Source organism: Vibrio sp. 970 (assembly GCF_033339075.1).
Genome location: NZ_JAWOTW010000010.1, coordinates 41900 through 66781, shown reverse-complemented (window position 1 = coordinate 66781; position 24882 = coordinate 41900). Strand labels below are relative to the sequence as shown.

The window sequence follows — 24882 nt, the reverse complement described above, 5'->3', positions numbered from 1 at the left end:
ATAAGGTGATTCACTTCACAAAAATTTTTCCTGAACCAGAAACATATTTTCCATATGGAAATAATTAAAATAAGCAAACGTTTATCTTTAATAAATTCAATTGGTTATTTTGTTGGTCAGTTATTGGTCGCTTAAACTTTTCACACTGTTAACATCCTCAACTTGCAGCATTTTGAGTCCGCTATACAATCCGGTGCCTTCCATATCCCCCTTCTGTCGGATTCATTTTATGAACTCAATTATTGGTATCGTAGCCATACTATTCCTAGCATGGCTACTTTCTACAAATAGAAAAAATATAAAGCTGAGAACAGTGTCGTTTGCGTTTGCTTTGCAGGTACTGTTTGCGTTGTTGGTTTTATATGTACCAGCAGGACGAGATGCGCTGAATTCAGTGAGCAGTGTTGTGTCGAATTTGATCAACTATGGTCAAGAGGGCATTGCGTTTTTATTCGGTAATTTGGCGACAGGGGGCTTCACCTTTGCGATCAATGTTCTGGGTATCATCGTTTTCTTCTCCTCTCTTATCTCAGGTCTTTATCACATTGGTGTGATGCCAAAAATCATTAACTTTATCGGTGGTGGTATTCAAAAGCTGCTAGGTATCGGTCGTGCTGAGTCTTTGTCTGCTACGGCGAATATCTTTGTTGGCACCATTGAAGCACCATTAATGGTAAAGCCTTACCTAAAGCACATGACTGACTCGCAGTTCTTTGCAGTTATGACAGGTGGTTTAGCGTCAGTTGCTGGCGGAACGTTGGTTGGTTACGCATCACTGGGTGTCGACCTCAACTATCTTATTGCTGCTGCATTTATGTCGGCACCTGCCGGCTTGTTGATGGCAAAAATTTTAATGCCAGAAGATACGGATAAAGCAGCAGATATCGACATTAGCCAAGTTGAAATTCCACGTGCAACCAACGTAGTAGAAGCATTAGCCGATGGTGCCATGGCGGGTGTACGCATTGCTGTATCGGTCGGTGGTACGTTACTGGCGTTTATTAGTGTCATTGCAATGCTAAACGGCATGTTAGGCTGGATAGGTGATCTGATTGGGACACCATTAAGTTTTGAGCTCATCCTAGGTTTTGTGTTTGCGCCAGTCGCTTGGTTGTTGGGTATACCATGGCAAGAAGCAACCACAGCAGGCTCGCTGATTGGTAACAAGATTGTGGTGAATGAGTTCGTCGCTTTCATCCAGCTTGCAGAAGTGAAGTCTCAACTTAGTGAACACTCACAAGCAATCGTGACGTTTGCTTTGTGTGGCTTTGCAAATATCTCAAGCATGGCGATGCTGATTGGTGGGTTGGGCTCTTTGGTACCAGAAAAGCGTGCATTTGTTTCTAAGCATGGTTTCCGTGCGATTATCGCTGGTGTCATGGCGAACTTAATGAGCGCTTCTATTGCGGGCGTGATTTTAAGTCTGTAATTGAAATAGATATCAACAATTAGCAAAAAGGCTCCTTGCGGAGCCTTTTTCGTATCTGAAATTTACGTTATTTGTCTGTGTGGAACTGTTCGCAAGCGAGCATCGTGTTCTCAATTAAACTTGCGACGGTCATTGGGCCAACGCCACCAGGAACAGGAGTAATAAAGCTCGCACTTTCACGTGCTTTGTCGTATTCCACGTCGCCAACTAGTTTGCCTGAATCAAGACGGTTAATACCGACATCGACCACCACTGCGCCTTTTTTAATCCACTCACCAGGGATGAAGTTAGGTTTACCAACCGCAACCACGACAACGTCAGCTTGACGCACATGACTCTCTAGGTCTTTGGTAAAACGGTGACATGTTGTTGTTGTGCAGCCCGCAAGCAGCAGCTCAAGTGTCATTGGACGACCAACAATGTTTGATGCGCCAACCACAACCGCATGCTTACCACGTAGCTCAATGTTGTAACGGTCGAGTAGGGTAATGATGCCCTTTGGCGTGCAAGAGCGAAGCTTTGGAATACGTTGCGCAAGACGGCCAACGTTATAAGGGTGGAAGCCATCCACGTCCTTCTCTGGGTGAATGCGCTCTAAAACATGTGTTGTGTCTATGCCCGCAGGAAGGGGTAATTGCACTAGAATGCCGTCAATTTCATCATCATTGTTTAATTCATCAATCAGCGCTAGTAACTCTTCTTCTGAGCTAGACGCAGGAAGGTCAAAAGACTTAGAAACAAACCCAACTTCTTCACATGCGCGGCGTTTGCTACCGACATAAACCTGAGAGGCAGGATCTTCACCAACTAGAACCACTGCTAAACCAGGAGCACGTAGCCCAGCTTCAACACGTGCTTTAACACGTGCAGCCACTTCGGATCGAACAGTTTGGGAAATGAGAGTTCCGTCTATATTTTGAGCAGTCATGACTTTCCTTATAAATTAAGAAGGCAGATTATCTGCGGCGCATTGTCGCAGAATTTCTTATCAACATCCATACGCAAACGTTTGCTTTGTGGTGTTTTTGAACATTAAGCGTTTTAATGGACTTTTTTTAGGCATTCAGATCAGAATGTTATGAAAACCCGTTGATTTACCCGTTTGAACTCGTATAATCCTGTCCCTGTAGCGCGCCCTTAGCTCAGCTGGATAGAGCACGTCCCTTCTAAGGATGTGGTCGTAGGTTCGAATCCTACAGGGCGTGCCATATATTCAAAAGCCTCGATAACTCTTTGAGTTGTCGGGGCTTTGTCGTTTTTAGGTTTTTGGCTGTAATTGCCACTCTATCTACAACTTTTGAATGGCATTCTAGCCATTGCAATTTCTAGCAATTAATATGGACGCATATTAATTACCTTTCGTTAACCTTTATGCCTGCCACTTCTAACTTTTATGACCGACACGCCGACTCTTTCGCGAAGCAATACACATCGATTCAGTTTGAGGATGTCCACGCGAGTTGGAGAGTCTTCTGGCCCCAGGCTGGAGATCGTGTGTTAGATGTTGGCGCGGGCTCTGGTCGAGACGCGAAATGGATGGCTGAGCATGGGTGTGAAGTTGTTGCGATTGAGCCTGCTCAAGCACTTCTAAGGCTTGGTAAGTCTTACTGTGGCGATTCCGTTACTTGGCTTGAAGATGCATTACCTAAGCTTGAGAAAACCATTAATCTTGGCTTTCGCTTCGATTTAATTCTTGTCAGTGCGGTATGGATGCATCTTGCGCCTACGCACCGTGAACGTGCATTTCGCAAACTTGCAAATTTGTTAGCGCCTAATGGTCGATTGGTGATTAGCCTTCGTCACGGTGACTTTTCTGACGGTCGTAAAGCTTATCCCGTATCGGTTGAAGAGCTCGAAAAGTTTGCAAAGAATAGCGCTTTAATGGTGAGAAACGTATCTCTCGATGACGATCAGTTAAAGCGAACGGGTGTATCTTGGCAAACTGTAGTGATGTCTTTGCCTGATGATGGTTCCGGTGATCTGAATAAGGTTCGCCACATTATCGTCAATGATTCCAAATCGGCTACCTATAAGCTCGCACTACTACGTACTTTACTACGTATTGCAGACGCTCATTCTGGTGCAGTGGTTGATCGCAGCGAAGGTAAAGTTGCAATCCCATTAGGATTAGTTGGCTTATATTGGATTCGTCAATTTAAGCGTTTAATCGATAAAGAGAACATCCAGCAAAGCTCGAACTCGTCTAAAGGGCTAGGTTTTATAAAGCCCGATGGCTGGGGCAGACTTTCCCATTTAAGTCCTGATGATCTTGCTATAGGCACGACATTTTTTGGTGAAGATGCAGTGGCGCTTGATAAAGCGATAAAAGACAGCTTAAAAACCATAAAAGATGGTCCCGTCACTTTTACCTATCAAGGTGATAAATCAAACCCTTACTTTGAAATGATTCGTTCAGCTAAGAAGCCAAAACGTTCAATTGTTGTGGATAGCGAGTTCCTCGAAGGTTATGGGCTGTTTGTGTTGGATGAAAGCCTTTGGGATTGTTTTCGATTGTATAACTCTTGGATTGAGCCGCTGGTGGTCAACCAATGGATTATGGAAATGCAACGATTTCGGTCTAATCAAGAGCGGGGTATTCCACTGCAAACGTATCATGATTGTTTGGTCTGGATTGATAAAGACCATGATACGCGAGTCGTGCGAAAGAGAATTGAACAGTTGAAGCTCAGCCATTGCGACATTGTCAGTGCATGGAGTGGAAGCAAATTACGAAATGAGTATCACGTTGATCACTGTTTGCCATTTGCTTATTGGCCCAACAATGATAAGTGGAACTTACTACCAACATCTAAGGTTGAAAACCTAAACAAGCGTGATCGTATTCCTGCTAGCTATCGATTAAACGCATCCAAGCCGCGAATTTTGGATTGGTGGCAGTTAGCTTGGGGAGAGACGGATAATTTGAGTCGGACGTTTTTTACCGAGGCTTCATTGTCGCTACCTAATGTGCCTGCATCTTGTCAAGATTTTGAGCATGTCTTTGAAGCGATGGGATTACAAATTCGTGGTGTTAAAAGTCGCCTTTGTATCGCGGAATGGTAATGTCTTGTTTGCCGTTACAGCGTGATATATGAACCTGATAGGCAACCAACAAAAAAGCGCTGGTTAACCAGCGCTTTTGCATTTACTAAGGGCATTACATCTTTTTAAAGATGATGGAGGTGTTGATGCCGCCAAAGGCGAAGTTGTTACTCATCAAATATTTCACGTCCAGTTCTCGGCCTTGTCCGGCGATGTAGTCTAAATCGCCACATTGCTCGTCGAGGTTTTCTAGGTTGAGCGTTGGGTTGAACCAACCCGTGTGCATCATTTCTAAACCTAGCCACGCTTCAATCGCGCCACACGCGCCTAGTGTGTGGCCAAAGTAGCTCTTGAGTGAACTTATTGGCACTTTGCCCAGAGCATTCGCTGTTGCGTTACTTTCTGCAATATCGCCGCGGTCGGTGGCTGTGCCGTGAGCAGATACATAGTCGATCTTCTCAGCAGGAATGCTCGCGTTTTGCAAAGCCATTTCCATACAGATTTGCATGGTTTCCATCTGTGGTTGAGTGACGTGTGCGGCATCACAGTTGCTGGCAAAACCGATGATTTCTGCATAGATTTTCGCGCCACGAGCGACGGCGTGTTCGTACTCTTCCAGAACTAGCGTTCCCGCACCTTCACCAATCACCAAACCATCGCGATCGGAGTCATAAGGTCTTGGTGTGCTTTTCGGGTCTTCATTCTTCAGACTGGTGGCAAAAAGGGTATCGAAGACAGCGGATTCCGTTGGGCACAATTCTTCAGCGCCACCAGCAACCATGACCGTTTGGTAGCCGTGCTTGATCGCTTCGTAGGCGTAGCCGATTGCTTGGCTGCCAGAGGTACATGCACTGCTGGTTGGGATCACTCGGCCTTTCAAACCGAAAAATAGACCAACGTTCACTGCCGTGGTATGCGGCATCATTTGCACGTAAGTCGTTGCGGTGATCGCTTTAGTGGTTTTCTCATTCAGCATGACACCAAATGCGCCGATTGCGTCAGTACTGCCTGTTGATGAGCCGTATGCGATACCCGTTTGACCATTGGTGAGTACGTCGTTACCAATCAAACCTGCTTGGCTTAGTGCGTTTTCTGTTGCGACGGTCGCCAATTTGGAAACACGCCCCATGCCGCGTACTTGCTTGCGCTTGTAGTGCTTTGGCAGTTCAAAATCTAAAATTGGTGCCGCGAGCTTGGTGTTCAAACCATCATACTGTTCGTAAGAAGGCATGTATTGCGTCGCGTTCTGGCAGTCACGCAGTTTTGGTTCGACAGATTGCCAATCGTTACCAAACGCAGTCACGCCTGACATTCCGGTTACAACAACTCGACGGCTCATACTAGGCCTCCGTTTACCGAAATGACTTGGCGAGTTACATAGCCTGCGATGTCAGACATAAGGTAACTGACTAAACCAGCAACTTCTTCTGGCTCTCCCATGCGGCGCAAAGGAATTTGCGGCATCGCATGTTCTTTCACGTGTTCGTCTACCATGCCTGTGTCGATAAGTCCCGGTGCAACGCAGTTGACGGTGATTTTGCGTTTTGCCAGTTCAAGCGCGAGTGATTTTGTTGCACCAATTACGCCCGCTTTCGCTGCGCTGTAGTTAGTTTGACCACGATTCCCCATTAGGCCAGAGACTGATGCAAGCGTAACAATTCGGCCGCCTTTGCGCTTTTGCACCATTGGCATAACACAAGGGTGAAGAACGTTGTAGAAGCTATCTAAGTTGGTATGAATCACACCATCCCATTCTTCTTCGGTCATCGCAGGGAAAGCGGTATCTTTTGTGATGCCAGCGTTGTTTACGACGCCATAGTAAGCGCCGTGTTCGGCGATATCGGCTTCTAGCTTCTCACGACAATCTGTACGGTCACTGATGTCGAATTGGATAAGACGACCGCTACCACCATGCTGTTCGATGGTGTTTAGGGTGTCTTGCGCGCCTTGTTGATCGCCCATGTAATGGACAATGACTTGGAAACCATCTTTGGCTAATTGAACGGCAATGGCTTTACCGATGCCTTTGCTGGCACCTGTAACGAGGACTTGTCGGGTCATTGTTGACTCCTGATTTTCATTTCTTGTAATTTTTCTTCTGATGGAACGTAAACGTTCAATTGGCAAGTCGCTACAACAGTTCCTTGTAGCTCAATACGGGCTGAAAAAACCGCCATACCGTTATCTTCCATAACTTTTTCAGCATACACATCGAGCACCTGTCCGCGAGAAAACGTATCGCATTCAGACGTGTATCGACGGCTACCAAGTAAAAAGCCAATCGGTGGCGCTTGTTCTTTCATTAATGCGTGGTAACCAGACCACGCCGCGACAGATTGCGCCATAAACTCAATGCCAACGTAAGCTGGCACAGTTTGAGAGGCCGAGTCGAAGAACGGGTTGTGTTCTGCGATATCAACCTGGCAGTGAATCGTATCTTGTTGAACATCCAAAGCACGATCAACCAAGATCATTGGTTTGTCGTGTGGCAAAAGTTGTTCGATGGGAGGAAATTTAGTCATGAGCGTAACCAAAAATAAGACTAATATTATTGCCACCAAAAGCAAAAGAGTTGCTGAGAATCGCTTTGTTACCCAGTTTGGTTGGCGTCTCAACTAACGATATATGGATATCGTCTGCTTTGGTTTCGCAGTGTTGTATTGGCAAATCAAGGTTGTACTTGAGAATATGCCAAGCGATCGCGGCTTCCGTAGCACTTGCTGCACCTAATGTGTGTCCGGTAAGTGGCTTTGTCGAGCTTACGGGAACGTAGTCTCCAAAGCAGCGATGAATGGCTTTGCTTTCCATCGCATCGTTTAACGGCGTTGCTGTGCCATGCGCGTTGATGTAACCAATGTCTTGCGCTGTAAGTCCTGCATTGGCCAACGCTTTTTTCATCGCTTCTTCTGCGCCTAACCCTTCTGGATGTGGTGCGGAAATATGGTGTGCGTCTGAGCTGTCGCCAGCTCCGAGAAGAGCAACGGGCGCAGGTGTTTTGCTTAGCAACATTAATGCTGCGGCTTCGCCGATATTGATGCCGTTGCGATGTTGGTCAAACGGTTTGCAAAGAGTATCGGATAGAGCTTCTAAACCGTTAAAGCCGTTTAGTGTTAGGCGACAAATGGTATCTACACCACCCACAATAACCGCATCAACAATGCCAGAGCGAATCAGGCGTTGTGCGGTTAAAAAGACACGACCACTAGAAGAACAGGCGGTTGAAACTGAGTAATGTGGGCCGCTCAAATCAAAGTAGGCGGCAATAAAATCGCTGCAGTTTCCAAGCTCTTGTTTGGTGTAATGGTAGTCGACAGGAAAATTACCGTTTGCCAGCTTTTCACCAAATGCGATTTCGCCATCTGAAATGCCAGATGTGCTGGTGCCGATCACGACCGCGATACGGTCACGACCATATTTAGCAATGGCGTTACGCACGTCGCCTTCGATTTGCTGCAAAGCCGAAAGTGCGAGGCGGTTGTTTCTCGTATCAAACTGGCTGAGTGCGGGTGGTAATTGCGGTAACGTCTGTGCGATTCGACCGATTACTGTTTGGCGGCCTGAATTTAAAATATCTCGGTCAACCACCATGTTGGATGGCTTCGCTCCCGATAAACACTGGTGGATGAGCGCATCATCTTGTCCCATGGCAGAGTGAAAGCCACAGGCCTGAATATACAAAGGTTGAGAAGAGCGAATAGGCATATTGTTATTCTAAATTTTTCTTAATTAATCTGATGTTGCAGTGTTTGAATAGAAATTGAAAACTGATGTTTGAGGTGATGAAAATCAATCTTACCCTCTAACTTGTTAGAAGAGCTGTATTGAATCTCAATGATCTTTTCACCGTCGCTATCAAAGATGGCGCGAGAATTATTTTTATCAATAATTCGCCACCTTACCTCATTTAACGATCCTTCCCAAGCGGAACTCGGCCAGAGCGTGATCATCAGGTTAAATAATACCTGTTCTGGCTGCGGTAGCGAACCTTGTAAACCGTTGAGCACTTCGGTTTGAATTTGTTCTCCATCGTAAGACAGTGAGAGTACTCTTGTCCCCCAGGATGAGAAGCCTGCCAGCACCACTTCGTTGTTGGTCACTTGCAGTTGTACCGGAAGTTGCTCAGATGTGGTTTTACCATCTATTGCCCAAGAAGCCGTAATTAACTGACTGGCAGACAACTGATAGCCCAAGCTTGCGGGAGTGGGCAAGCTAACTTGGGTGTGCTCGGCAATGTCGACCTGAGGCGTCGATTGGTGAGGGACCAAGCTGCATGCACTTAAAAACAGGCTCAGTGCGAATAACGTCGCGCAGCGAAAGGCGTGATTGAAAATCATGACGTCGTTTCCTCTGTTTTAATTGCAATCGGAGAGAGCAGCCAAGCGACAAAAATACCACTTAACACCGTAATGCCAAAACTGTGAATCGCGTGAGTTTGGCTGAGTGACAGCAATCCAAATGACAACACAGTGGTCATTGCCGAAAGGGTGATCGCCAATAGTGTGCTCACACTGCGGGCTTTCTCGGCAAAGAACAGAGTGTAATCGATCCCTATACCAAGAATGAGCACCAAGCCAAGCAAGTTGAACAGGTTTAATGTTGTTCCCATCGCGACAGCAGTTGCCAGACCGCAGGCGCAAGCAATCAATGATGGCAGTAAAACTCGGCAACTGTGTTGCAGACCGTACCGCTTGATTAATACCAGAAAGATCACAGCACTGGCGGCTGCCAATAGCTCCATGATTTTGATTCGGTATTCACCAAATAGGGTGGATATTTCTTCAGCTTTGTTTAGGTAAACAACATCAGACTGTGATTTGGCAAATGCCTTAACAACAGCGGAGTCTTGCAATTGGTTTAACACCACAACCGTTGCCGATTTTTCTTTAATTTTACCCAAATGAAGAAAACGTACAGGCGCTGATACCGGGTTTTGCAAGTACTGTTCAACCGTAACAGGGATAAAGTCGGCGTCCATTTTGGGCTTTTTACTTAAGCCCAGCCCGGAAGTAAGTGGGCTGGATTGTGTCGCGTAAAGATCGCGAATCAATTGATAGTCTTGTTGCTGACGTTCCACTGAGCTCAAGTAGCGGCTCAGGCTCTGGTAGCTTTCGATGGTGCTGTCCGCTTTCCACGCTTCTAAAGTTGGCGTCAAAGACTCCAGCTTTTTCATTAGGTTTTCGTCATCGTCGGCGGTAACGACCAACATTTGCTGCGAAGATTGCATGCCACTGAGCGTCGTAATCAAGGTTTCTTGCTGCTTGAGATCGTTCGGCATCGTTTGCAGTAGACGGATGTCGTCATCGTAGTTCAATTGCAGCAAGAAAAAGCCACTCGCAACCACACATAACATCGGTAATCCGACTTTAATTCGAGGGTGATTCCAAAGCGTTAACCATTTCGCCAACAATGATTGTCCTGGTAAGTTCGAAATGGATCGCGATGGGTTACGAGCCAGTATCGGATACCAAGCCACCACGGTGATGTAAGCGGCAATCAGACCAATGGATGAAAACAGCGCAAGCTGCTGCAAACCAGGAAACGGTGCCACTAACATGCCCAAATAGCCGATCAAACTGGTGATTAAACCAAGTGTGATAGCTATGAAAATATGCTTTAACCCTTGCTCGCTATCCCATTCATTTCCCGCCGCAAGACGTTCCGTTAGGTAGTGGAATGCGTAGTCGATAGACACACCGATTAAACTTGCGCCAAACACTAAGCTGAATAGATGGACTTTTCCAAAAATCCACGTCGTAACGGACAACGCAACGAGCAAACCAATGGTGATGGAAAGCAGTGCGAGAGACAGTGGAACCACACTACGAAAGACCAATACGAACAATGCAATGATACCGAGCAGAGAGAACACACCGATGGTACTGATCTCCGATTTTGCACTTTGCGTACCAAAGTCGGCGTAAAATAGAACGCCAGTATGTGCGACTTCAGCGCCATATTTCTGCGCGACGTTTTGTTCTAGTGCTTGAATATCAGGGACTGCAAGCTGCCCAGTTAGGCTATAAGGCGAGTCTTTTAGCTCGGCAGTAATAAGCAAGTATTGAGCACCGTCTTTTTCGACGGATAGATAGCCGTTATCCAATCGGAAAGAGGACGATTGCTGGGTAACTTGGCTTAAATAATCACGAAATAGCAAGAAAGGGTCATTTTGTAACTCTTGCCCGGTCACTCCAGAAAACGGGTTGTACAGCGACTGAATCACGTGCTGCACTTGCTGTTCTGGATTTTGGCTTAAACGCTCTCGTTGTTCAGGCGTCAGTAATTGGAAGCGGTGCTTAAAGTAGTAACTCGCCCAAGCTTGCTGCTCTTGAGGTGAGATTTTTCCCACCACATCGCGAAAATGATTACTTTGGCGTAACCCCTTATCAAATTCAGCAGCTGCTGAAAAAAGGGCATTTTTGTCCGGCGCTGTGATCACGAAAATGACTTTGTCGCTCATACTTGCCGAGACCGACTCAAAGGCTTGCTCAGCCACTGGGTTTTGTTGGTTCTTCGGCAACAGTTTTAAAATGTTGGTCTCAATCGGAGATTCTGCACTCCAAACCCATTGTTTGAGTAGCAACGCGCCCGCTAAAACAACGAGATTGAGCCAAACCAGAGCAAAGGTATGAGTGCCAAGACTGAGTTTAGAAACGGAATTGAGCGTCTTCGGCATCCGTGAGTTCCTGAGGTAGAGAGGTCTGGTTCGTAAACGTGATTTCAGTCTTATCGCCGCGCAGTTCTTGCAGGGTTAGGCGATCAATATGCGTTTTACCGGAAAGGGTGATGGCTTTAAACACCGCATTTAATGGCGACTGTTTTGGCACTAAAACGAGCTGCCACTGATTGTTCTCAACTGAAAAATCGAGTGTGAATTGTTCTTGCAGTGCAGAAGTATCCCCGTGGAACACGGATAAAAACACATGACTAAAGTAGAACGCCATTGGGTTTTCTTCAGCAGAGATCGTTTTCGGTGCTTGGTCGGCAAAAGTCTGACGAAGTTTGTTTTCCGTCAATACCAAATTGACTGCGAAAGGTTCTGTTTGTTGCCACAACAAGCCATGTGTTTTGCTCAGTGTGAACTGGCCTTTAGAGGTTAGAGGTTGACTGAACATTTCCAGATGACGCTGCTGCGTAAAATCTCCGCGCACGATTTCATGCTGAGACAACTGCTGTTGAAGCGATGCCAAATCCGTTACGTTTGCTGTCGGTGTGGCCAGTGCTGAAACAGAAAATATCAGCAAAAAAGAGAGTAACCACTTTTGCATTAGTCCAGACTCCCATGGTTGTGCCATTGCTCTACTTTATCTAAAAAGATTGCTGGAGAAACAAAGCACATCTCTTGCTTTTCAATGGATACGGCGACTTGCGTTGTATGCGCTTTGCACATACGTTGATTCGTTTCGGCGTCGTAAATCACGTAATCCACACGTAAGCGGTTTTCCCACTCAGTGAGTTGCGCGGTAATGCGAATGGTGTGATTAAACGGAATCGCCTTCACGTATTTAACGCGCGTGTCGATGATCGGCCACATGTACCCAGAGTCTTGCATATCGCGATAGCTGTATTGGATCTTTTCCATCAGCACACGACGCGCTTCTTCAAAATATCGAAAGAAGTTGCCGTGATAAATCACGCCCATCGGGTCAGCATCTTGGAATGAGGTGACCATAGTCACCTCCGCTTCTAATGGGTAGAGAACCTGCTCTTGCATTATACCTCCACGTAGAGTGGCCAATGACGTTGCTGAATGCGTTCAATGAAATGACGCAAATCTTGTTCTAACGGGCGATCTTCAATCACAAACTCAAACTCGCTCAGTACGGCGTCACGAATTACTCGCAAACTCTGACTCATGTGGTGTTCGTCCAATTCGTTATGACGGCGACGAATCTCAACCGCTTGAACGCTTGCTAGGAGTGAAGCCGCAGCAACTTGCTCTGTTAACTCAAGTACGCGTAAGCAATCACGAGCCGCGATGGTGCCCATGCTCACTTTGTCTTGGTTGTGACATTCGGTTGAGCGAGAAAAAACGCTCGCTGGCATGGTGTTTTTCAACGCTTCTGCCGTCCAAGCTGAGATGCCAATCTGAACCGCCTTAAAGCCGTGGTTGATCGGTTTACGTTCGCCTTCTGCACCGGTTAAGTTAAACGGCAGACCGTTATTGAACTTGTAATCCATCAATTGCGCCATCTGACGATCCAGCAAATCAGCTAAGTTGGCAATGTTCACTTTCAACGTATCCATCGCCATTGCGATATGACCACCGTAGAAGTGACCGCCGTGCAGAACGCGCTCGTTGTCGCCATCGATAATTGGATTGTCGTTGGCACTATTTAGTTCATTCTCAATCAATTGACGTAGCCAAGGCAGTGAGTCTTGCACCATGCCAATTACGTGTGGTGCGCAACGCAGCGAGTAGCGATCTTGCAGTCGGTCGCTATTGCGTGGCGGACGTTCAGCATTGAGATCATCACGCAGCCAAGCCGCAACTTGCTGTTGACCAGGATGAGGTTTTACCGCAAACAACGCTTCATCAAAGTGGAAGTCATTACCTTGCATACCCACAGAGACCATCGCGGTAATCTTGGTGCACAGCTGCGTTAGGTATTCTGCGCGTTTGTAGGCAAGACAGGCGAGGGCAGTCATCACGGATGTACCGTTCATTAACGCCAAACCTTCTTTTGGTTTTAGGCGAATTGGCTCAATGCCCAGCTCTGCAAACACTTCTTGTGTTGGTCGCACATCGCCTTTGTAAAGCACTTCACGCTCGCCAATTAAGGTCGCTGCTAGGTAAGACAGAGGCGTTAAATCGCCACTTGCGCCCACAGAGCCTTCTTGTGGAATACGCGGCGCAATATCGTGATTGATAAGCGTAACGATTTGGTTCAACAGACCGTGAGACACGCCAGATACGCCTTGCGACAATGAACATAAACGTGTCGCCAACACCGCACGAGCTTGCTCATGAGAAAGGATTTGACCTAAGCCACAGCCATGGAAGCGCGTAAGGTGCAACGGAAGTTCATCCACAAGAGCAGGTGGAATCGCCACAGTGCATGAATCGCCGTAACCCGTGGTCACGCCGTAAATAACGCCTTCTTCCTTCAGTAATCGTTCCAGAAACGCCACGCCACGATCAATTTTCGCGGTAAATTCTGGCGAGGTGTTCATGTGTGCCTTTGCACCTTGAGCAATGGCAACGACATCTTCGATGGTTAAAGATTGGGCACCAAAAGTGATGTTGTGATTATTGTTGTTTGTCATGTGGCTGATTACTTAAAGTCCAGAAGTTAAAAAAGTTGTACCACTGTAACGGCGCTTGCAGTGTGTGGTGTTCTAATCTTTGTGCGTACTGTTGAACAACGTGTTCTAGTGCCTGCTGACGTTCCTTGCGCGGTAGCGTGATTTGGTCACTAAAGTGTTCAAAGTACACATTAAAATGCGGAGTGTTTGCTTCATCGTCGCGTAGGCCGAAGAGTAGATAAACCGGCGCTTTTAATACCGAGGCCAGCATGAATGGGCCTTGCGGAAATGGCGCTGGTTTACCAAGAAAATCTGCCCAAACGACACGATTTTCTTTGCTGGTAGAAGTGCGATCGCCAACGATCACCACCCATTCGCCTTGCTCGATTTTTTGTTGAAGCAGAATCGCGGTGTCTGGTCCCATTGAGCTGACTTGAATCAAATTCAGTTCCGAGTTTGGGTTTACCGCCTTCATTACCGCATTAAATTGTTCAGCGTGTTGGGTAAATACCAAGGCGTTGATTTTGACATGAGAGTGTCGACGACCAAGCGCGCGGCAGAGTTCGATATTGCCAAGGTGCGAGCCTAAAATGAGCACGCCTTGTTTTTTCTGCGCCATCTCTTCGAAATGATGCTGGCCGTGAATGGTTAGGTTATCGACGTTAAAGTCACCTTGCCAGGCAGCCAGTTTGTCGAGCATGGTTCGCCCAAAGGAAAGCAGATGATGATAGCTGTCCAACTGCTTTGGCAGTGCGATGTTCTGCTGCGCTGCGTAGTGCTGTAAGTTGTTCAGGTAAACCTCAGACGCTTCACGGGCAGATTTACCCGTGAAGTGGTAGTAGCGCATGACTAGCTTTAAAATCAGGTCGAACGCTTTTCTACCGAACAAGCGGTAAACCGCGAGCAAGGTTTTGATGCCTAAAATCGTGCCTTGTTCTTTTCGTTTCGACCAGTGGGCATTGCTGTCGTCTGTGTGACGGCGCTTTCTGGCGAGTAGCGAGGGTATACGCGGCAACATGCCAAAAAATAGGCGAGTGTGCATCCAGCTTATCTTGACGTTATCCCACAATGCGTCGAAGTGGGAAATGCCACCTTCAGGGTAGATCACGCGCGTTGGAACAAAATCAATATCGACGCCTTCCCAGTACATTCGCACCAGAATCTCGATATCAAAATCCATGCGTTTGCCGATGTTGTACTTGTTCAACACGGCGACCGTTTTCGCCACTGGGTAGGCGCGAAAACCGCACATGCTGTCTTTGATAGACAGTGACAAGGTTTCTATCCACACCCAAATGTGCGTAGCGTAGCGACCATACAGACGGGCTTTAGGTACGCTCGCGTCGTATATCGGTTGGCCAGAAATCAGGTTATCTGGTTTTGTTTCGCTGGCGCTGAGCAATTTTGGTAGTGCTTCTAGGTCGTGTTGACCATCTGCGTCGATTTGAATGGCGTGCGTAAAACCAAGTTGGTGAGCTTGATGTAGGCCAGCCATCACAGCGCCACCTTTACCTTGGTTTTCGCTCAAACTAATCAGTTTTATCAGCCCTTGCTCACTCAACGCTGAAAGCGCTTGTTTGGTGTCTTCATTGCTGCCGTCGTCCACGACAAGCACTGGCAAATCGAAAGAGGATAACGACGCAACCACGTCTGCAATTGTGCTGCCGTGGTTGTAGCAAGGAATTAAAAAGCAGGGACGGTAATCACTCACGTGACTCACCCAGTTTCATTTTGCCTGAAGAGTGAGTCACCAAGGTTTCACCGTTTTTCGATGTGTACTTAAAGGTCAATTTCTCGCGCTCATTGTCCCAAGAGAGTGAGAGACAAACGTCGGCGTTTGGCAGAATCGGCTCTTGAAATTTGATGACTTCCATTCCTTTAAATACCTTGGGAGTGTTCAAATATTGAACGGCGTAGAACAACGCCCAGTCAATTTGAGTGACGCCGGGTAAAAGAGGAAAGTGACTGAAATGACCTTGGAAATCTAAGATGTCAGCATCCACACGCAGCGAAAGCTCCGCGGTGTGGTCACTCACTTCAATATTCTGAATGGTTGGTTTTCTTTTATCCATGTTACTAGCTTTATTGGAATAGTTTTTCAATTTCAGCAACTTGGCGTTTGCCTTGGCTGTTCAATGGAATTTCGTCGACCACTCGGAATTTTCTCGGGATAGCGATCGGTTCTAGCCAATTGCGCAGTGCCTTGCGAAGCTCAAGCCAAAATTTGCCTTTACCAAGTTCATTAAGCACATCGCTGCCTTTATCGTTAAGTACGATGATCGAGACTAACGTGAGGCGACCAGATTCTTCCATTGGGATCACCACGCTTTCTTGAACCCACGGCAATTGCTCTAAACGTTTTTCCACTTCGACAAGGGAAATACGCTTTTCTTCGACTTTGACGATTCGGTCAGTGCGTCCACGCAATTCAAAAGAAATACTATCATGGAAATAGCATTCATCCGCAGTTTGGTACCAAGTGTTTTCATCAATGTGTGGCGAGCGGAGCTTTAAACAATTCTCATGGTTAAGCTCGGCTTCAACACCAGGGAATAACGTCCAAGGAGTGCTGGCTACGTGCTGCTGACGGTAAGCGATGCCGCCGGTTTCTGTGCTGCCAAAAACTTCAATAGGAAGTGACCCAAACAACTGCTGGCTGTGCTGCGCCGCTTGGTTTGGCAAGGGGCCACCAGAAGAAAATACACACCGAATCGCAACCGGATTGTGCTCTTCACTGAGTCGTTTTAGTAACGCAGGGCTGCTTACTAGCGTGGTGTTAGCATCAGCGTGATGGACAATTTGCTCTGGGAACTCAAGGTTGTGTGCTGAAAATGGACGTGCAGAGCACAAAGGCCACAATACGCGGAACAGCAAGCCGTAAATGTGTTGATGAGAAACGGTGCTTTCAACGCGTGTGCTGGCAACCGTGTCGCCCCATAGGTTATCTAGAATAGAAACTTCGATGTCGAGCTGTTTCAGCGTTTTTGCAATGGCTTTTGGTGTGCCGCTTGAACCCGAAGTGAATAGCGTTACCGGTATTTCCGCCAGGTTTAATTCACGCCAAAAATAAGGTTGTTTGGCCTCTGACTCGTTAATCACGGTGGTTTCTAGCAATGATTGAGCTTCGATCAAAAGCGAGCTCACCAATTCTGGAACCGAGACATCGGCATCATGCAGCAACAAATCGTAGTGCTCACTGAGCTCTTTGAGTGCTTCTAGTTGGTAATTACCAGGTAATACAATGGATTTTCCTGTATAACAACAAGCAAAAAAGCCAACGGCAAACAGGTAGCTGTTGCCAAAACACAACGCAATGTTTTGCGTTGGTTGGGTTTCTAACTGCTGAGCAAGTGTTGCGACGTGCTGCTGGAAATCACCCCACGTGATAACCGTGTCGCGATCGTAAGAGACTGGGGATTGCTCAGACCTCTCTGCGATGAACAAGGTCGCAAGGGAGGTAAAGCTCGAATACGTTGTATTCATACGATTAGTGTTCCTTTCGAACAAATTGACGCACGATCCATTCTCCAGCGAACAAGCCACCAGCAAGTAAGTAGCTGATAAGGCCGTTATAAAGCGTCCATATTTTTACTGGTAGGAAACAGGTATAGAGTGCAACGGCAGCGTTGAGCGTAAAAAAGGCGCACCAAACCACCGTCACTTTGCGAGTGTAAGCCACGCCACTAGCCGGAAGGTCGGGTTCTTGCAAGCGAGCAAGCCTCTCTATGATCGATTGCGGCTGTTTTAAGCTCAGTCCAAATACACACAGCATACATAAATTGACAACGACAGGGTAAAACTGAAGCCACCCGTGTTGTTTAAACACCATGCCAAGTGTAATTAGAACAATGCCAACAGCGCCCGTAGCGAGCGCCAAGAATTTAAACTCTTTTAGTGGGGTCTTATTTGCGACGAAAACACGCAAAAGTAACGCAGCAATTAACAAGCCCCCAACTAAGTTCAAGCCAAATTTATCTATACCGAAATAGACGGCGAAGGGGTAGGCAAGCAGTACAATTGCAGACAGACCAGTCAGCAATTGGCGCATTAACTTTCCTTCAATAACTCAGTAACAGCGTTAACCACATCGTCAACGGTTCTTACTGCACTAAACTCTGCTGGCTTGATTTTTTTGCCAGTGACATTCTGTAGGTGTACGACCAAATCAACGGCGTCAATGCTATCAAGATCGAGATCTTGGTATAAGTGCGCATCTGATTGAATGTCGGCTGCGTCAATTTCGAACAGCTCAACAAGCGCATCTTTAACTTGTTCAAATACTTGATCTTTATTTACATCAGTCATGAATATACCTACAACTTATTCATTAGTTTGAGAAGAAACGTATTTCGCTAGATTTGCTACAGACGCAAAGTGTTCGCGCGTATTTGAGTCGTCGGCATCAATAACGATGTTGTATTGTTTTTTTATTGCGAGTCCAAGCTCAAGCGCGTCGATAGAATCTAAGCCAAGTCCATCACCAAAAAGTGGTGCATCCGTTTCAATATCATCTACGGTTAAATCTTCAAGGTTTAAAGCATCAATAATAAGTTGCTTAATGTCGTTGTGTAACTGTTCCACTGGGACCTGCTTATTAATAAAAGTTTTCTGGAAAAATGTTTTCAGCTAGGTGCTGTTGTAAGCGTCGCGCCGCTATTGTCGGCGACGTAGTTTGCTTTATAAAGGGGGTAATCTCAACTTTATCCTTAACTTCAACCCTGAAAAAGGGCTTTGTTGCCGGTACTTGATACCATTTTTTCTCTTTTGTGAGGAAACTTGGCGTTACCGTAATATGGACAACTCTTAAATCTCGTTCTGTTCTTACCGCAATTTGTGCTGCACCGCGTTGTAATTTCGGCTCTACACCTGGTGTTGTTCTTGTTCCTTCAGGAAATATAAGCAACACGTTGCCTTTGTTAAATCGTTCATCACAAAGTGCTAATAAATCATCCGGTGCTTCATTGGGAATATATCCGGCTGCTTTTACGATGTGCTTCATAAAAGGATTCGACCATATTGCCGATTTTACTAAACAGTCGCAGCGATTTAATTGTGAAGCAATGAGAACGTAATCGATTAAACTAGGGTGGTTGGCAACAATTAAACAATTACGATCTTGTTGAAGAATATCGGCACCAATAATTTGATAATCGATTGCGCCACTTAGCTTCATCAATTTACAAAATGTGTTGAATGAATATCGAATCGCACCCTGAACTTTATATTCGCGTTCCGTTTGGTCTGAAACAAAAATACGAATGGTCGGAATAACAATGAAACTCAGTACTAAACCACCTAACCCAAATACTGAAAAACAAAAGCCTGTTGCTAGCACACGCCAATACTGATTTAAGCGAGTCATTTTTTGTGCCATTCCCAAGCTTGTTGCGGAGCGAAAATAGTCCACTGGCTTTTATCTAACAAGTATTGTTGCAAAAATACTAAACCTTGAGGAAGAGGATGACCGGAACGTTCTGCGTTTATGGAGCTTTGTATCGCGAACTTGTCTCCATGAGAAAGTATTAAGCCAAGTCCAAACCCTTGGTATTGTTGGTTTTCATATTCTAAATAAGAGTCAGGCATAGGCTCATCAAAATCAACAAGCAGTACTTTTTTGTCAGGATTGTCGGACAAAAACAGCCATGCTTCTAATATTGCGCTTTGGAATGTGTTTTCTGCCGCAGCGATAGAAGTTAGGGGAATGGGTTGTTTAGTTGCGATAGTGGCAAGCCCTGCGGCGGTATTGTGCACCGATTGAGAAAAAGCCATCGGAGACGCCTCTTCTCCATTAATTATATCTTCAACTAGTGCGACGCTGCGATGCAGTTCACCATGACGGCTTGAAAATACAAGGTAATCAACTTGATGTTGATTAAGCATTTCGATTGCAGTTTGTACCGCCAGTTTACTGAGTGGGCTCATTCTTCTGCGCATCATCGCAGGAATATTTGCAACATTGATTTTGCCATCTTCTGGCCATTTTATCTCTGTTGCCCATTGTTTCCATTCATTGGATTCGGATAAACCGAATGAATTCGCTGTCCACGCATCAATATTGAACGAAATGTTGATCTTCGAGTTTGGCATATTGGGTTAAATTGTTTATTTTACAGCTCGATACAAATTGGGGTTGACCCAAATTCACAATAAAAAGGAAATTATCATGTCGCGTTTTAAGCTGTATGTCTCGTTATTATTAACTTTGCTTCTTGTTGGTTGTGGACGAGTACAACCTGTAATGAATGTGGAGGATACTCCAGTTGCTTATGATCTTCAAAATAAACAAGTAAAAATGGCCATAGTGCAATCAGCAACTAACCGAGGCTGGACGATCGAAGAAGTAAGCCCTGGTGTTCTTATTGCAAAAATCCACGTTCGTAAACACTCTGCAGAAGTAAAAATCCCATACAATAATAAATATTACTCAATTATTTATCTCAACTCAGTAAATCTCAAAGCAAGTGATGGCAAAATCCACCGCAATTACAATCGTTGGGTAAACAACTTGAATGTTGATATTCAGCGAGCTATTGCATTGTTGGGCAATCAATCTCAACAATAAAACTATTAATTGCAGTTAGGTTTTTCCGTGTTAAATCAAAATAATGACCCTTTTAATGCTTTTGAAGCGAAGACAGAAGCTCAGAAGTTATCTTTTGCACCAATCGTGTTCCAGACCGCCAAAACGCTTCGAGATTTAGGTATTTTAGCCGCTTTAGACAGCGCTGGCGCTCAAGGCATGAGTGCCACAGATATTGCCGAGAAAACGGGAGTATCAGAATATGGTGTTAAAGTACTGTTGGATATGGCGATTAGTGCGCATATTGTTTTATGGGAACGACCTAACTATTCGCTTGCAAACCTTGGTTTTTACCTTCTTCATGATGGTATGACGAATGCAAACATGGATTTTACGGCAGATGTTTGTTACGCCGCGATGATGCATTTGACGGAAGCAATTCAAGAAGGTAAACCGTCAGGTTTGAAAGAGTTGGGCAATTGGGAGACCATTTATCAAGGTCTATCGACGTTACCAGAACAAGCCAAACAGAGCTGGTTTAAGTTCGATCATTTCTATTCGGATCGCTCGTTCCCACTTCTGCTTAAAGAGGTATTTGCAAGGAAGCCAAAGCATCTTGTGGATATTGGCGGAAATACGGGAAAATGGGCGATTCAGTGTTGTAAACATGACCCTGACGTTCAAGTGACGATTGTTGATTTACCGCAGCAATTAGAAGTAGCGATGAAGAATGTTTCAGAAAACCAGTTCGTCGAGCGTGTACGTCCATACCCTGCAAACATGCTTGATAAAGCACAAACATTGCCTGAGCATGCTGACGTATGGTGGATGAGCCAGTTCTTGGATTGCTTTTCCCCAATTGAGATCCTCAATATCCTTAAAAAAGTTAAAGCCCAGTTAACGAAGGGAGATACTATTTACGTATTGGAGCTGTTTTGGGATGCTCAAAAATACGCGGGAGCTTCCTATAGCCTTAATGCCACTTCTCTTTATTTTACCTGTTTAGCTAACGGTAATAGTCGCTTTTATCGCAGTGATGATTTCTTAGAAATTGTCGAAGCGGCAGGTTTATCTGTCGTTGAAAGAACCGACAATATTGGCCTTGGTCATACCTTATTAAAACTACAAGCAAACTAAATTCAGAATGAAAATAGAGCTCAAGCAAGTTGTTGTCGTAGGAGCGGGGCCATCAGGTTCAACCGTTTCTGCCTTATTAAAATCGCGTGGCATAGATGTTGTTGTCTTAGAAAAAGCGACTTTTCCACGTTTTTCCATAGGAGAAAGCCTACTCCCTGCATGTATGGAAGTTGTTGAACAAGCAGGAATGACTCATGCAGTAAAGCAGTTTGGTTTCCAGTATAAAGATGGTGCTGCATTTCGTCGTAATGGCGTATACACCCAGTTCGACTTTACAAACAAATACACACCAGGACCGGGCACGACGTTTCAGGTTCAACGTGCCAACTTTGATAAAGTATTGGCAGATAGCGCTGAAGAGCAAGGCGTAGAGATTCGTTATCAGCATGAGCTGCTCAACCTAGTGTTTGAAGGGAAAAAGTCTCGATTAGAAGTGCTCGACTCAAATAAGAAGGCTTATCAAATCGAAGCAGATTTTGTGCTGGATGCAAGTGGCTTTGGGCGTGTTTTGCCACGCTTGTTGGAGCTAGAAGAACCTTCTTGTCTTCCGCCTAGAAAAGCGATCTTTACCCATATCGAAGATCATATCTCTCCCCAAGAGCCGGAATACGATCGCAACAAAATTTTAATTTCAGTTCATCCTGAAAATCACGACGTATGGTACTGGCTAATCCCATTCTCTAATGGTACTTGTTCGTTTGGTGTGGTGGGTGAGCCAGAATTTTTCGAACAATACCCAGAAGATAAGATTGCAGCGTTGCAGCAGTTAGCCAATGAAGAGCCGGGTTTGGCTTCTTTGTTGCGAAATGCGAATTACCCGAATCCAGCAGGCGAGTTGGGTGGCTATTCTGCTAACGTCAAACGTTTAGCGACAGAGCACTACGCGTTGCTTGGTAATGCAGGTGAGTTTCTTGATCCTGTATTTTCATCGGGTGTCACTATCGCCATGAAATCGGCCGAGTTTGCAGCGGACTGCGTGGTTCGTCAGCTGAATGGTGAAAAGGTTGATTGGCAAGAAGAGTACTCGCAACGCTTAATGGTGGGAGTGAACACATTCCGCACTTATGTGGAAGGCTGGTACAACGGCACGTTGCAAGATGTGATTTTCTATCAAAACCCGAACCCACGTATTAAACAGATGATTAGTGCGATTTTGGCTGGATATGCTTGGGATACGAATAATCCTTACGTAAAACAAAGTGAGCAGCGTTTGTCGACGCTTGCAGAACTGGTTCGGGAAGCTGAACTGTAAGAATATACATTCGCTTATCCGAGAATCAGTAAACCTAGGTCTTACCAAAAAATTGGTAAGACCTTTTTAATGCCTCTTTACTTTTACTTCTAGCGTGTTGGAGACACATTGACCACTTACATCGGTGTGTATCGAATTTGAGAATTTTTATGGTGACATTGATCACGTCTAGAGTTCCTGTTGCTGATATTTATATTAAATTTGTAGGAAATGGATTACATTCTGGGAGTGTTCCCTACATCCGGCTTCGTTGTGAAAACGGTTTATAAGCAACTGTATAAGTTAGTAAAGTTCCAAAAACTACATCAAAAAAAAGACAAGTTTCTTACCAAATCAATTCGCTTGGTGAGTTCGAGCCATCGACTACGCCAAACGCTTCCTCTACTTTCTAAAATTGTCGAAGAACATGACGCATCAACGGTCTCTTCGATTGCAGATCCCGAGAACGCGGTAGCGTGGGGAGGTAAAGTTTCTCCAGAGTTCAAATCTAAAGTCATCCGTATTAGTAAAGAGCTAAAGATCAATCCTAATCATCTTATGGCGTGCATGGCATTTGAAACTGCTGAAACTTTCAGTCCAAGCATCAAAAATGGTTCCGGAAGCGGGGCTACAGGGTTAATTCAATTTATGCCCTCTACCGCAGAGTCATTAGGAGTGAACACAAAGACTCTTGCGAGAATGAGCGCGCTTGAACAACTTGACTATGTGAAAGCGTACTATTGGCCCTATCGAAATAAAATTAATAGCCTAGAAGATGCTTACATGGCCATTCTCTACCCTGCTGCGATTGGCAAACCGCCGTCTTTCGTTTTGTTCAGACAAGGCTCAATTGCCTATCGACAGAATGCAGGTATCGACCGCCACAACACGGGGAAAATCACGCTTAATGATGTTTCCTACAAAGTGAGGAAAAAACTAGAAAAAGGTTTGCAGCCCAATTTCATGGGCTAAGATTGTGTCATGTTCCTAGTTTTTCGCGCATGAATCCTTCTGTTACTTCACGGGGATTCTGATACACTACGCGCCCATTTCCTCTGTTGAGACCTTTCTATGCCATTTTCTAAGCTTGGTTTAAGCGCATCGATTGCTGATGCAGTAAAAGCGCTAGGTTATGAAAAACCCACTTCTATCCAACAAAAAGCCATTCCAATCGTATTGCGTGGCCGCAATTTAATTGCAGCAGCGCAAACGGGCACAGGTAAAACGGCCAGTTTTGTTCTGCCAATCTTAGAAAAGCTTAGTCGAGGCGAAACGCAACGTAAAAAACGCGCTCGTGCGATTATCCTAACGCCAACACGCGAACTTGCGCTTCAGGTTCATCAAAGTATTGAAGCTTATGGTAAAAACTTACCATTACGCTCAATGGCGATGTTTGGTGGTGTGGATTATGCACCACAAAAACAAGCCTTGATCGAGGGGGTCGATATTGTGGTAAGCACGCCTGGGCGCTTGATTGATCTGTACGGTCAACGCGCGATTCACTTTGATGAAGTGGAAATGCTAGTGCTTGATGAAGCCGACAAAATGTTGGATATGGGATTCATCGATGCGATCGACAAAATCGTCGACTGTATGCCAGAACATGTGCAAAGTTTGCTGTTCTCAGCGACGTTATCTAACCCTGTTCGTGACTTGGCGAAAAATGCGATTATTGATCCTGAAGAGATCACGATTGCAAAGCACAGTGCCTCAAAATCAAATATTAAACAGTGGATCACGACCGTCGATAAAGACATGAAGTCGTCGCTGTTAAGTCACTTGCTTAAAGAAAATGACTGGTCGCAAGTACTGGTATTTATTGAAACTAAACACGGCGCAGCCAAACTGGTAAGCCAACTTGAGAAACGTGGCATTGTGGCAGAAGCATTCCACAGTGGCCGTAATCAGCGTGTTCGCCAGGAATTAATAGAAAAGTTTAAAGCGGGTGAAATCCAGTACTTAGTCGCAACCGGCGTTGCTGCGCGCGGTATTGATATTGATAATCTGCCAGTTGTCATCAACTACGATTTACCTTACCCAGCGGATGAGTATGTACATCGTATTGGTCGTACAGGTCGTGCTGGCGCGAAAGGTGAGGCGATATCACTGGTTTCAAAAGACGACTTTAAGAACCTCTGCATGATTGAAAGTCGTTTAGGGCACTTGCTAGAGCGAGTGGAAATTGAAGGTTTTGCGCCAAGAAAGCCAGTACCAATTTCAATTTTAAATTACGTGCCTAAGAATAAACGTAAACCGCACGATAAGCGCGAATCAAAATAG

General features: G+C 45.5%; 25 protein-coding genes and 1 tRNA gene. 8 read left to right on the top strand and 18 right to left on the bottom strand.

Going from position 1 to position 24882, the window contains the following annotated elements; translation table 11 throughout:
- Window positions 1-229: 229 nt before the first annotated feature.
- Entirely contained in the window at window positions 230-1429 is a 1200-nt protein-coding gene (locus tag R7Q11_RS15610; RefSeq protein ID WP_005382298.1) for a NupC/NupG family nucleoside CNT transporter, read from the top strand.
- Between the two features lie 67 nt (window positions 1430-1496).
- Here the strand turns inward: R7Q11_RS15610 and folD are convergent, their stop codons facing one another.
- On the bottom strand, window positions 1497-2357 hold the full coding sequence (folD, locus tag R7Q11_RS15605) for a bifunctional methylenetetrahydrofolate dehydrogenase/methenyltetrahydrofolate cyclohydrolase FolD (RefSeq protein ID WP_005382297.1): 861 nt from the start codon (window positions 2355-2357) through the stop codon (window positions 1497-1499).
- Between the two features lie 203 nt (window positions 2358-2560).
- Here folD and R7Q11_RS15600 point away from each other — a divergent pair.
- Both R7Q11_RS15600 and R7Q11_RS15595 read left to right on the top strand, forming a co-directional pair.
- Window positions 2561-2637, top strand: a tRNA-Arg gene (locus R7Q11_RS15600).
- A gap of 163 nt (window positions 2638-2800) precedes the next feature.
- Window positions 2801-4492 (top strand): class I SAM-dependent methyltransferase, encoded by a 1692-nt coding sequence (locus R7Q11_RS15595; RefSeq protein WP_225466563.1) that lies wholly within the window; start codon window positions 2801-2803, stop codon window positions 4490-4492.
- Window positions 4493-4586: 94 nt separating this feature from the next.
- Here R7Q11_RS15595 and R7Q11_RS15590 read toward each other — a convergent pair whose 3' ends face one another.
- From R7Q11_RS15590 to R7Q11_RS15510, 17 genes are read right to left on the bottom strand one after another with little or no spacing between them, the layout of a single operon-like run.
- The gene (locus tag R7Q11_RS15590; RefSeq protein WP_033906903.1) at window positions 4587-5810 is read right to left on the bottom strand and encodes a beta-ketoacyl-ACP synthase; all 1224 of its coding nucleotides are present in this window, start codon (window positions 5808-5810) and stop codon (window positions 4587-4589) included.
- The gene (fabG, locus tag R7Q11_RS15585) at window positions 5807-6532 is read right to left on the bottom strand and encodes a 3-oxoacyl-ACP reductase FabG (RefSeq protein ID WP_033906902.1); all 726 of its coding nucleotides are present in this window, start codon (window positions 6530-6532) and stop codon (window positions 5807-5809) included. Before fabG ends, R7Q11_RS15590 begins: the two co-directional genes overlap by 4 nt.
- Complete coding sequence (locus tag R7Q11_RS15580; protein WP_033906901.1) at window positions 6529-6993, bottom strand: hotdog family protein; 465 nt, start codon at window positions 6991-6993, stop codon at window positions 6529-6531. Before R7Q11_RS15580 ends, fabG begins: the two co-directional genes overlap by 4 nt.
- Window positions 6986-8173 (bottom strand): beta-ketoacyl-[acyl-carrier-protein] synthase family protein, encoded by a 1188-nt coding sequence (locus R7Q11_RS15575; RefSeq protein ID WP_033906900.1) that lies wholly within the window; start codon window positions 8171-8173, stop codon window positions 6986-6988. Before R7Q11_RS15575 ends, R7Q11_RS15580 begins: the two co-directional genes overlap by 8 nt.
- Window positions 8174-8193: 20 nt before the next feature.
- Window positions 8194-8805 carry a DUF3261 domain-containing protein gene (locus R7Q11_RS15570; protein WP_054575211.1) on the bottom strand — a complete coding sequence of 204 codons (612 nt, stop codon included), beginning with the start codon at window positions 8803-8805 and terminating at the stop codon, window positions 8194-8196.
- Window positions 8802-11144: an MMPL family transporter gene (locus R7Q11_RS15565; protein ID WP_225466562.1), complete on the bottom strand. Its 2343-nt coding sequence runs from the start codon at window positions 11142-11144 to the stop codon at window positions 8802-8804. Before R7Q11_RS15565 ends, R7Q11_RS15570 begins: the two co-directional genes overlap by 4 nt.
- Window positions 11116-11736 (bottom strand): LolA family protein, encoded by a 621-nt coding sequence (locus tag R7Q11_RS15560; protein ID WP_225466578.1) that lies wholly within the window; start codon window positions 11734-11736, stop codon window positions 11116-11118. The genes R7Q11_RS15565 and R7Q11_RS15560 overlap by 29 nt, the downstream gene beginning before the upstream one ends.
- Window positions 11736-12182 (bottom strand): acyl-CoA thioesterase, encoded by a 447-nt coding sequence (locus R7Q11_RS15555; protein WP_042523992.1) that lies wholly within the window; start codon window positions 12180-12182, stop codon window positions 11736-11738. Before R7Q11_RS15555 ends, R7Q11_RS15560 begins: the two co-directional genes overlap by 1 nt.
- Window positions 12182-13735: a histidine ammonia-lyase gene (gene hutH / locus R7Q11_RS15550; RefSeq protein ID WP_064376293.1), complete on the bottom strand. Its 1554-nt coding sequence runs from the start codon at window positions 13733-13735 to the stop codon at window positions 12182-12184. The genes R7Q11_RS15555 and hutH overlap by 1 nt, the downstream gene beginning before the upstream one ends.
- Window positions 13719-15425: a glycosyltransferase family 2 protein gene (locus R7Q11_RS15545; protein WP_165935336.1), complete on the bottom strand. Its 1707-nt coding sequence runs from the start codon at window positions 15423-15425 to the stop codon at window positions 13719-13721. Before R7Q11_RS15545 ends, hutH begins: the two co-directional genes overlap by 17 nt.
- A complete protein-coding gene (locus R7Q11_RS15540; protein ID WP_021449611.1) occupies window positions 15418-15786 on the bottom strand; it encodes a hypothetical protein in 369 nt (122 codons plus the stop codon). The genes R7Q11_RS15545 and R7Q11_RS15540 overlap by 8 nt, the downstream gene beginning before the upstream one ends.
- Window positions 15787-15796: 10 nt before the next feature.
- Complete coding sequence (locus R7Q11_RS15535) at window positions 15797-17197, bottom strand: AMP-binding protein (RefSeq protein ID WP_225466561.1); 1401 nt, start codon at window positions 17195-17197, stop codon at window positions 15797-15799.
- 4 nt (window positions 17198-17201) lie between these two features.
- The gene (locus R7Q11_RS15530; RefSeq protein ID WP_005382280.1) at window positions 17202-17762 is read right to left on the bottom strand and encodes a hypothetical protein; all 561 of its coding nucleotides are present in this window, start codon (window positions 17760-17762) and stop codon (window positions 17202-17204) included.
- Entirely contained in the window at window positions 17762-18019 is a 258-nt protein-coding gene (locus R7Q11_RS15525) for an acyl carrier protein (RefSeq protein ID WP_005382279.1), read from the bottom strand. The genes R7Q11_RS15530 and R7Q11_RS15525 overlap by 1 nt, the downstream gene beginning before the upstream one ends.
- A gap of 15 nt (window positions 18020-18034) precedes the next feature.
- Window positions 18035-18295 (bottom strand): phosphopantetheine-binding protein, encoded by a 261-nt coding sequence (locus R7Q11_RS15520; RefSeq protein WP_005382278.1) that lies wholly within the window; start codon window positions 18293-18295, stop codon window positions 18035-18037.
- A gap of 13 nt (window positions 18296-18308) precedes the next feature.
- Entirely contained in the window at window positions 18309-19076 is a 768-nt protein-coding gene (locus R7Q11_RS15515) for a lysophospholipid acyltransferase family protein (RefSeq protein ID WP_005388305.1), read from the bottom strand.
- Complete coding sequence (locus R7Q11_RS15510; protein ID WP_017819930.1) at window positions 19073-19801, bottom strand: beta-ketoacyl synthase chain length factor; 729 nt, start codon at window positions 19799-19801, stop codon at window positions 19073-19075. Before R7Q11_RS15510 ends, R7Q11_RS15515 begins: the two co-directional genes overlap by 4 nt.
- A gap of 76 nt (window positions 19802-19877) precedes the next feature.
- Here R7Q11_RS15510 and R7Q11_RS15505 point away from each other — a divergent pair, with 76 nt between their 5' ends.
- The 5 genes from R7Q11_RS15505 to R7Q11_RS15485 all read left to right on the top strand — a co-directional run bounded on the left by R7Q11_RS15505 (window position 19878) and on the right by R7Q11_RS15485 (window position 24882).
- Window positions 19878-20276: a hypothetical protein gene (locus tag R7Q11_RS15505; RefSeq protein WP_005382272.1), complete on the top strand. Its 399-nt coding sequence runs from the start codon at window positions 19878-19880 to the stop codon at window positions 20274-20276.
- A gap of 27 nt (window positions 20277-20303) precedes the next feature.
- Complete coding sequence (locus R7Q11_RS15500; protein ID WP_017634791.1) at window positions 20304-21371, top strand: class I SAM-dependent methyltransferase; 1068 nt, start codon at window positions 20304-20306, stop codon at window positions 21369-21371.
- Window positions 21372-21378: 7 nt separating this feature from the next.
- A complete protein-coding gene (locus tag R7Q11_RS15495) occupies window positions 21379-22623 on the top strand; it encodes an NAD(P)/FAD-dependent oxidoreductase (RefSeq protein WP_225466560.1) in 1245 nt (414 codons plus the stop codon).
- Window positions 22624-22833: 210 nt separating this feature from the next.
- The gene (locus R7Q11_RS15490) at window positions 22834-23574 is read left to right on the top strand and encodes a transglycosylase SLT domain-containing protein (protein WP_081008346.1); all 741 of its coding nucleotides are present in this window, start codon (window positions 22834-22836) and stop codon (window positions 23572-23574) included.
- Between the two features lie 99 nt (window positions 23575-23673).
- Window positions 23674-24882: a DEAD/DEAH box helicase gene (locus R7Q11_RS15485; protein ID WP_005382264.1), complete on the top strand. Its 1209-nt coding sequence runs from the start codon at window positions 23674-23676 to the stop codon at window positions 24880-24882.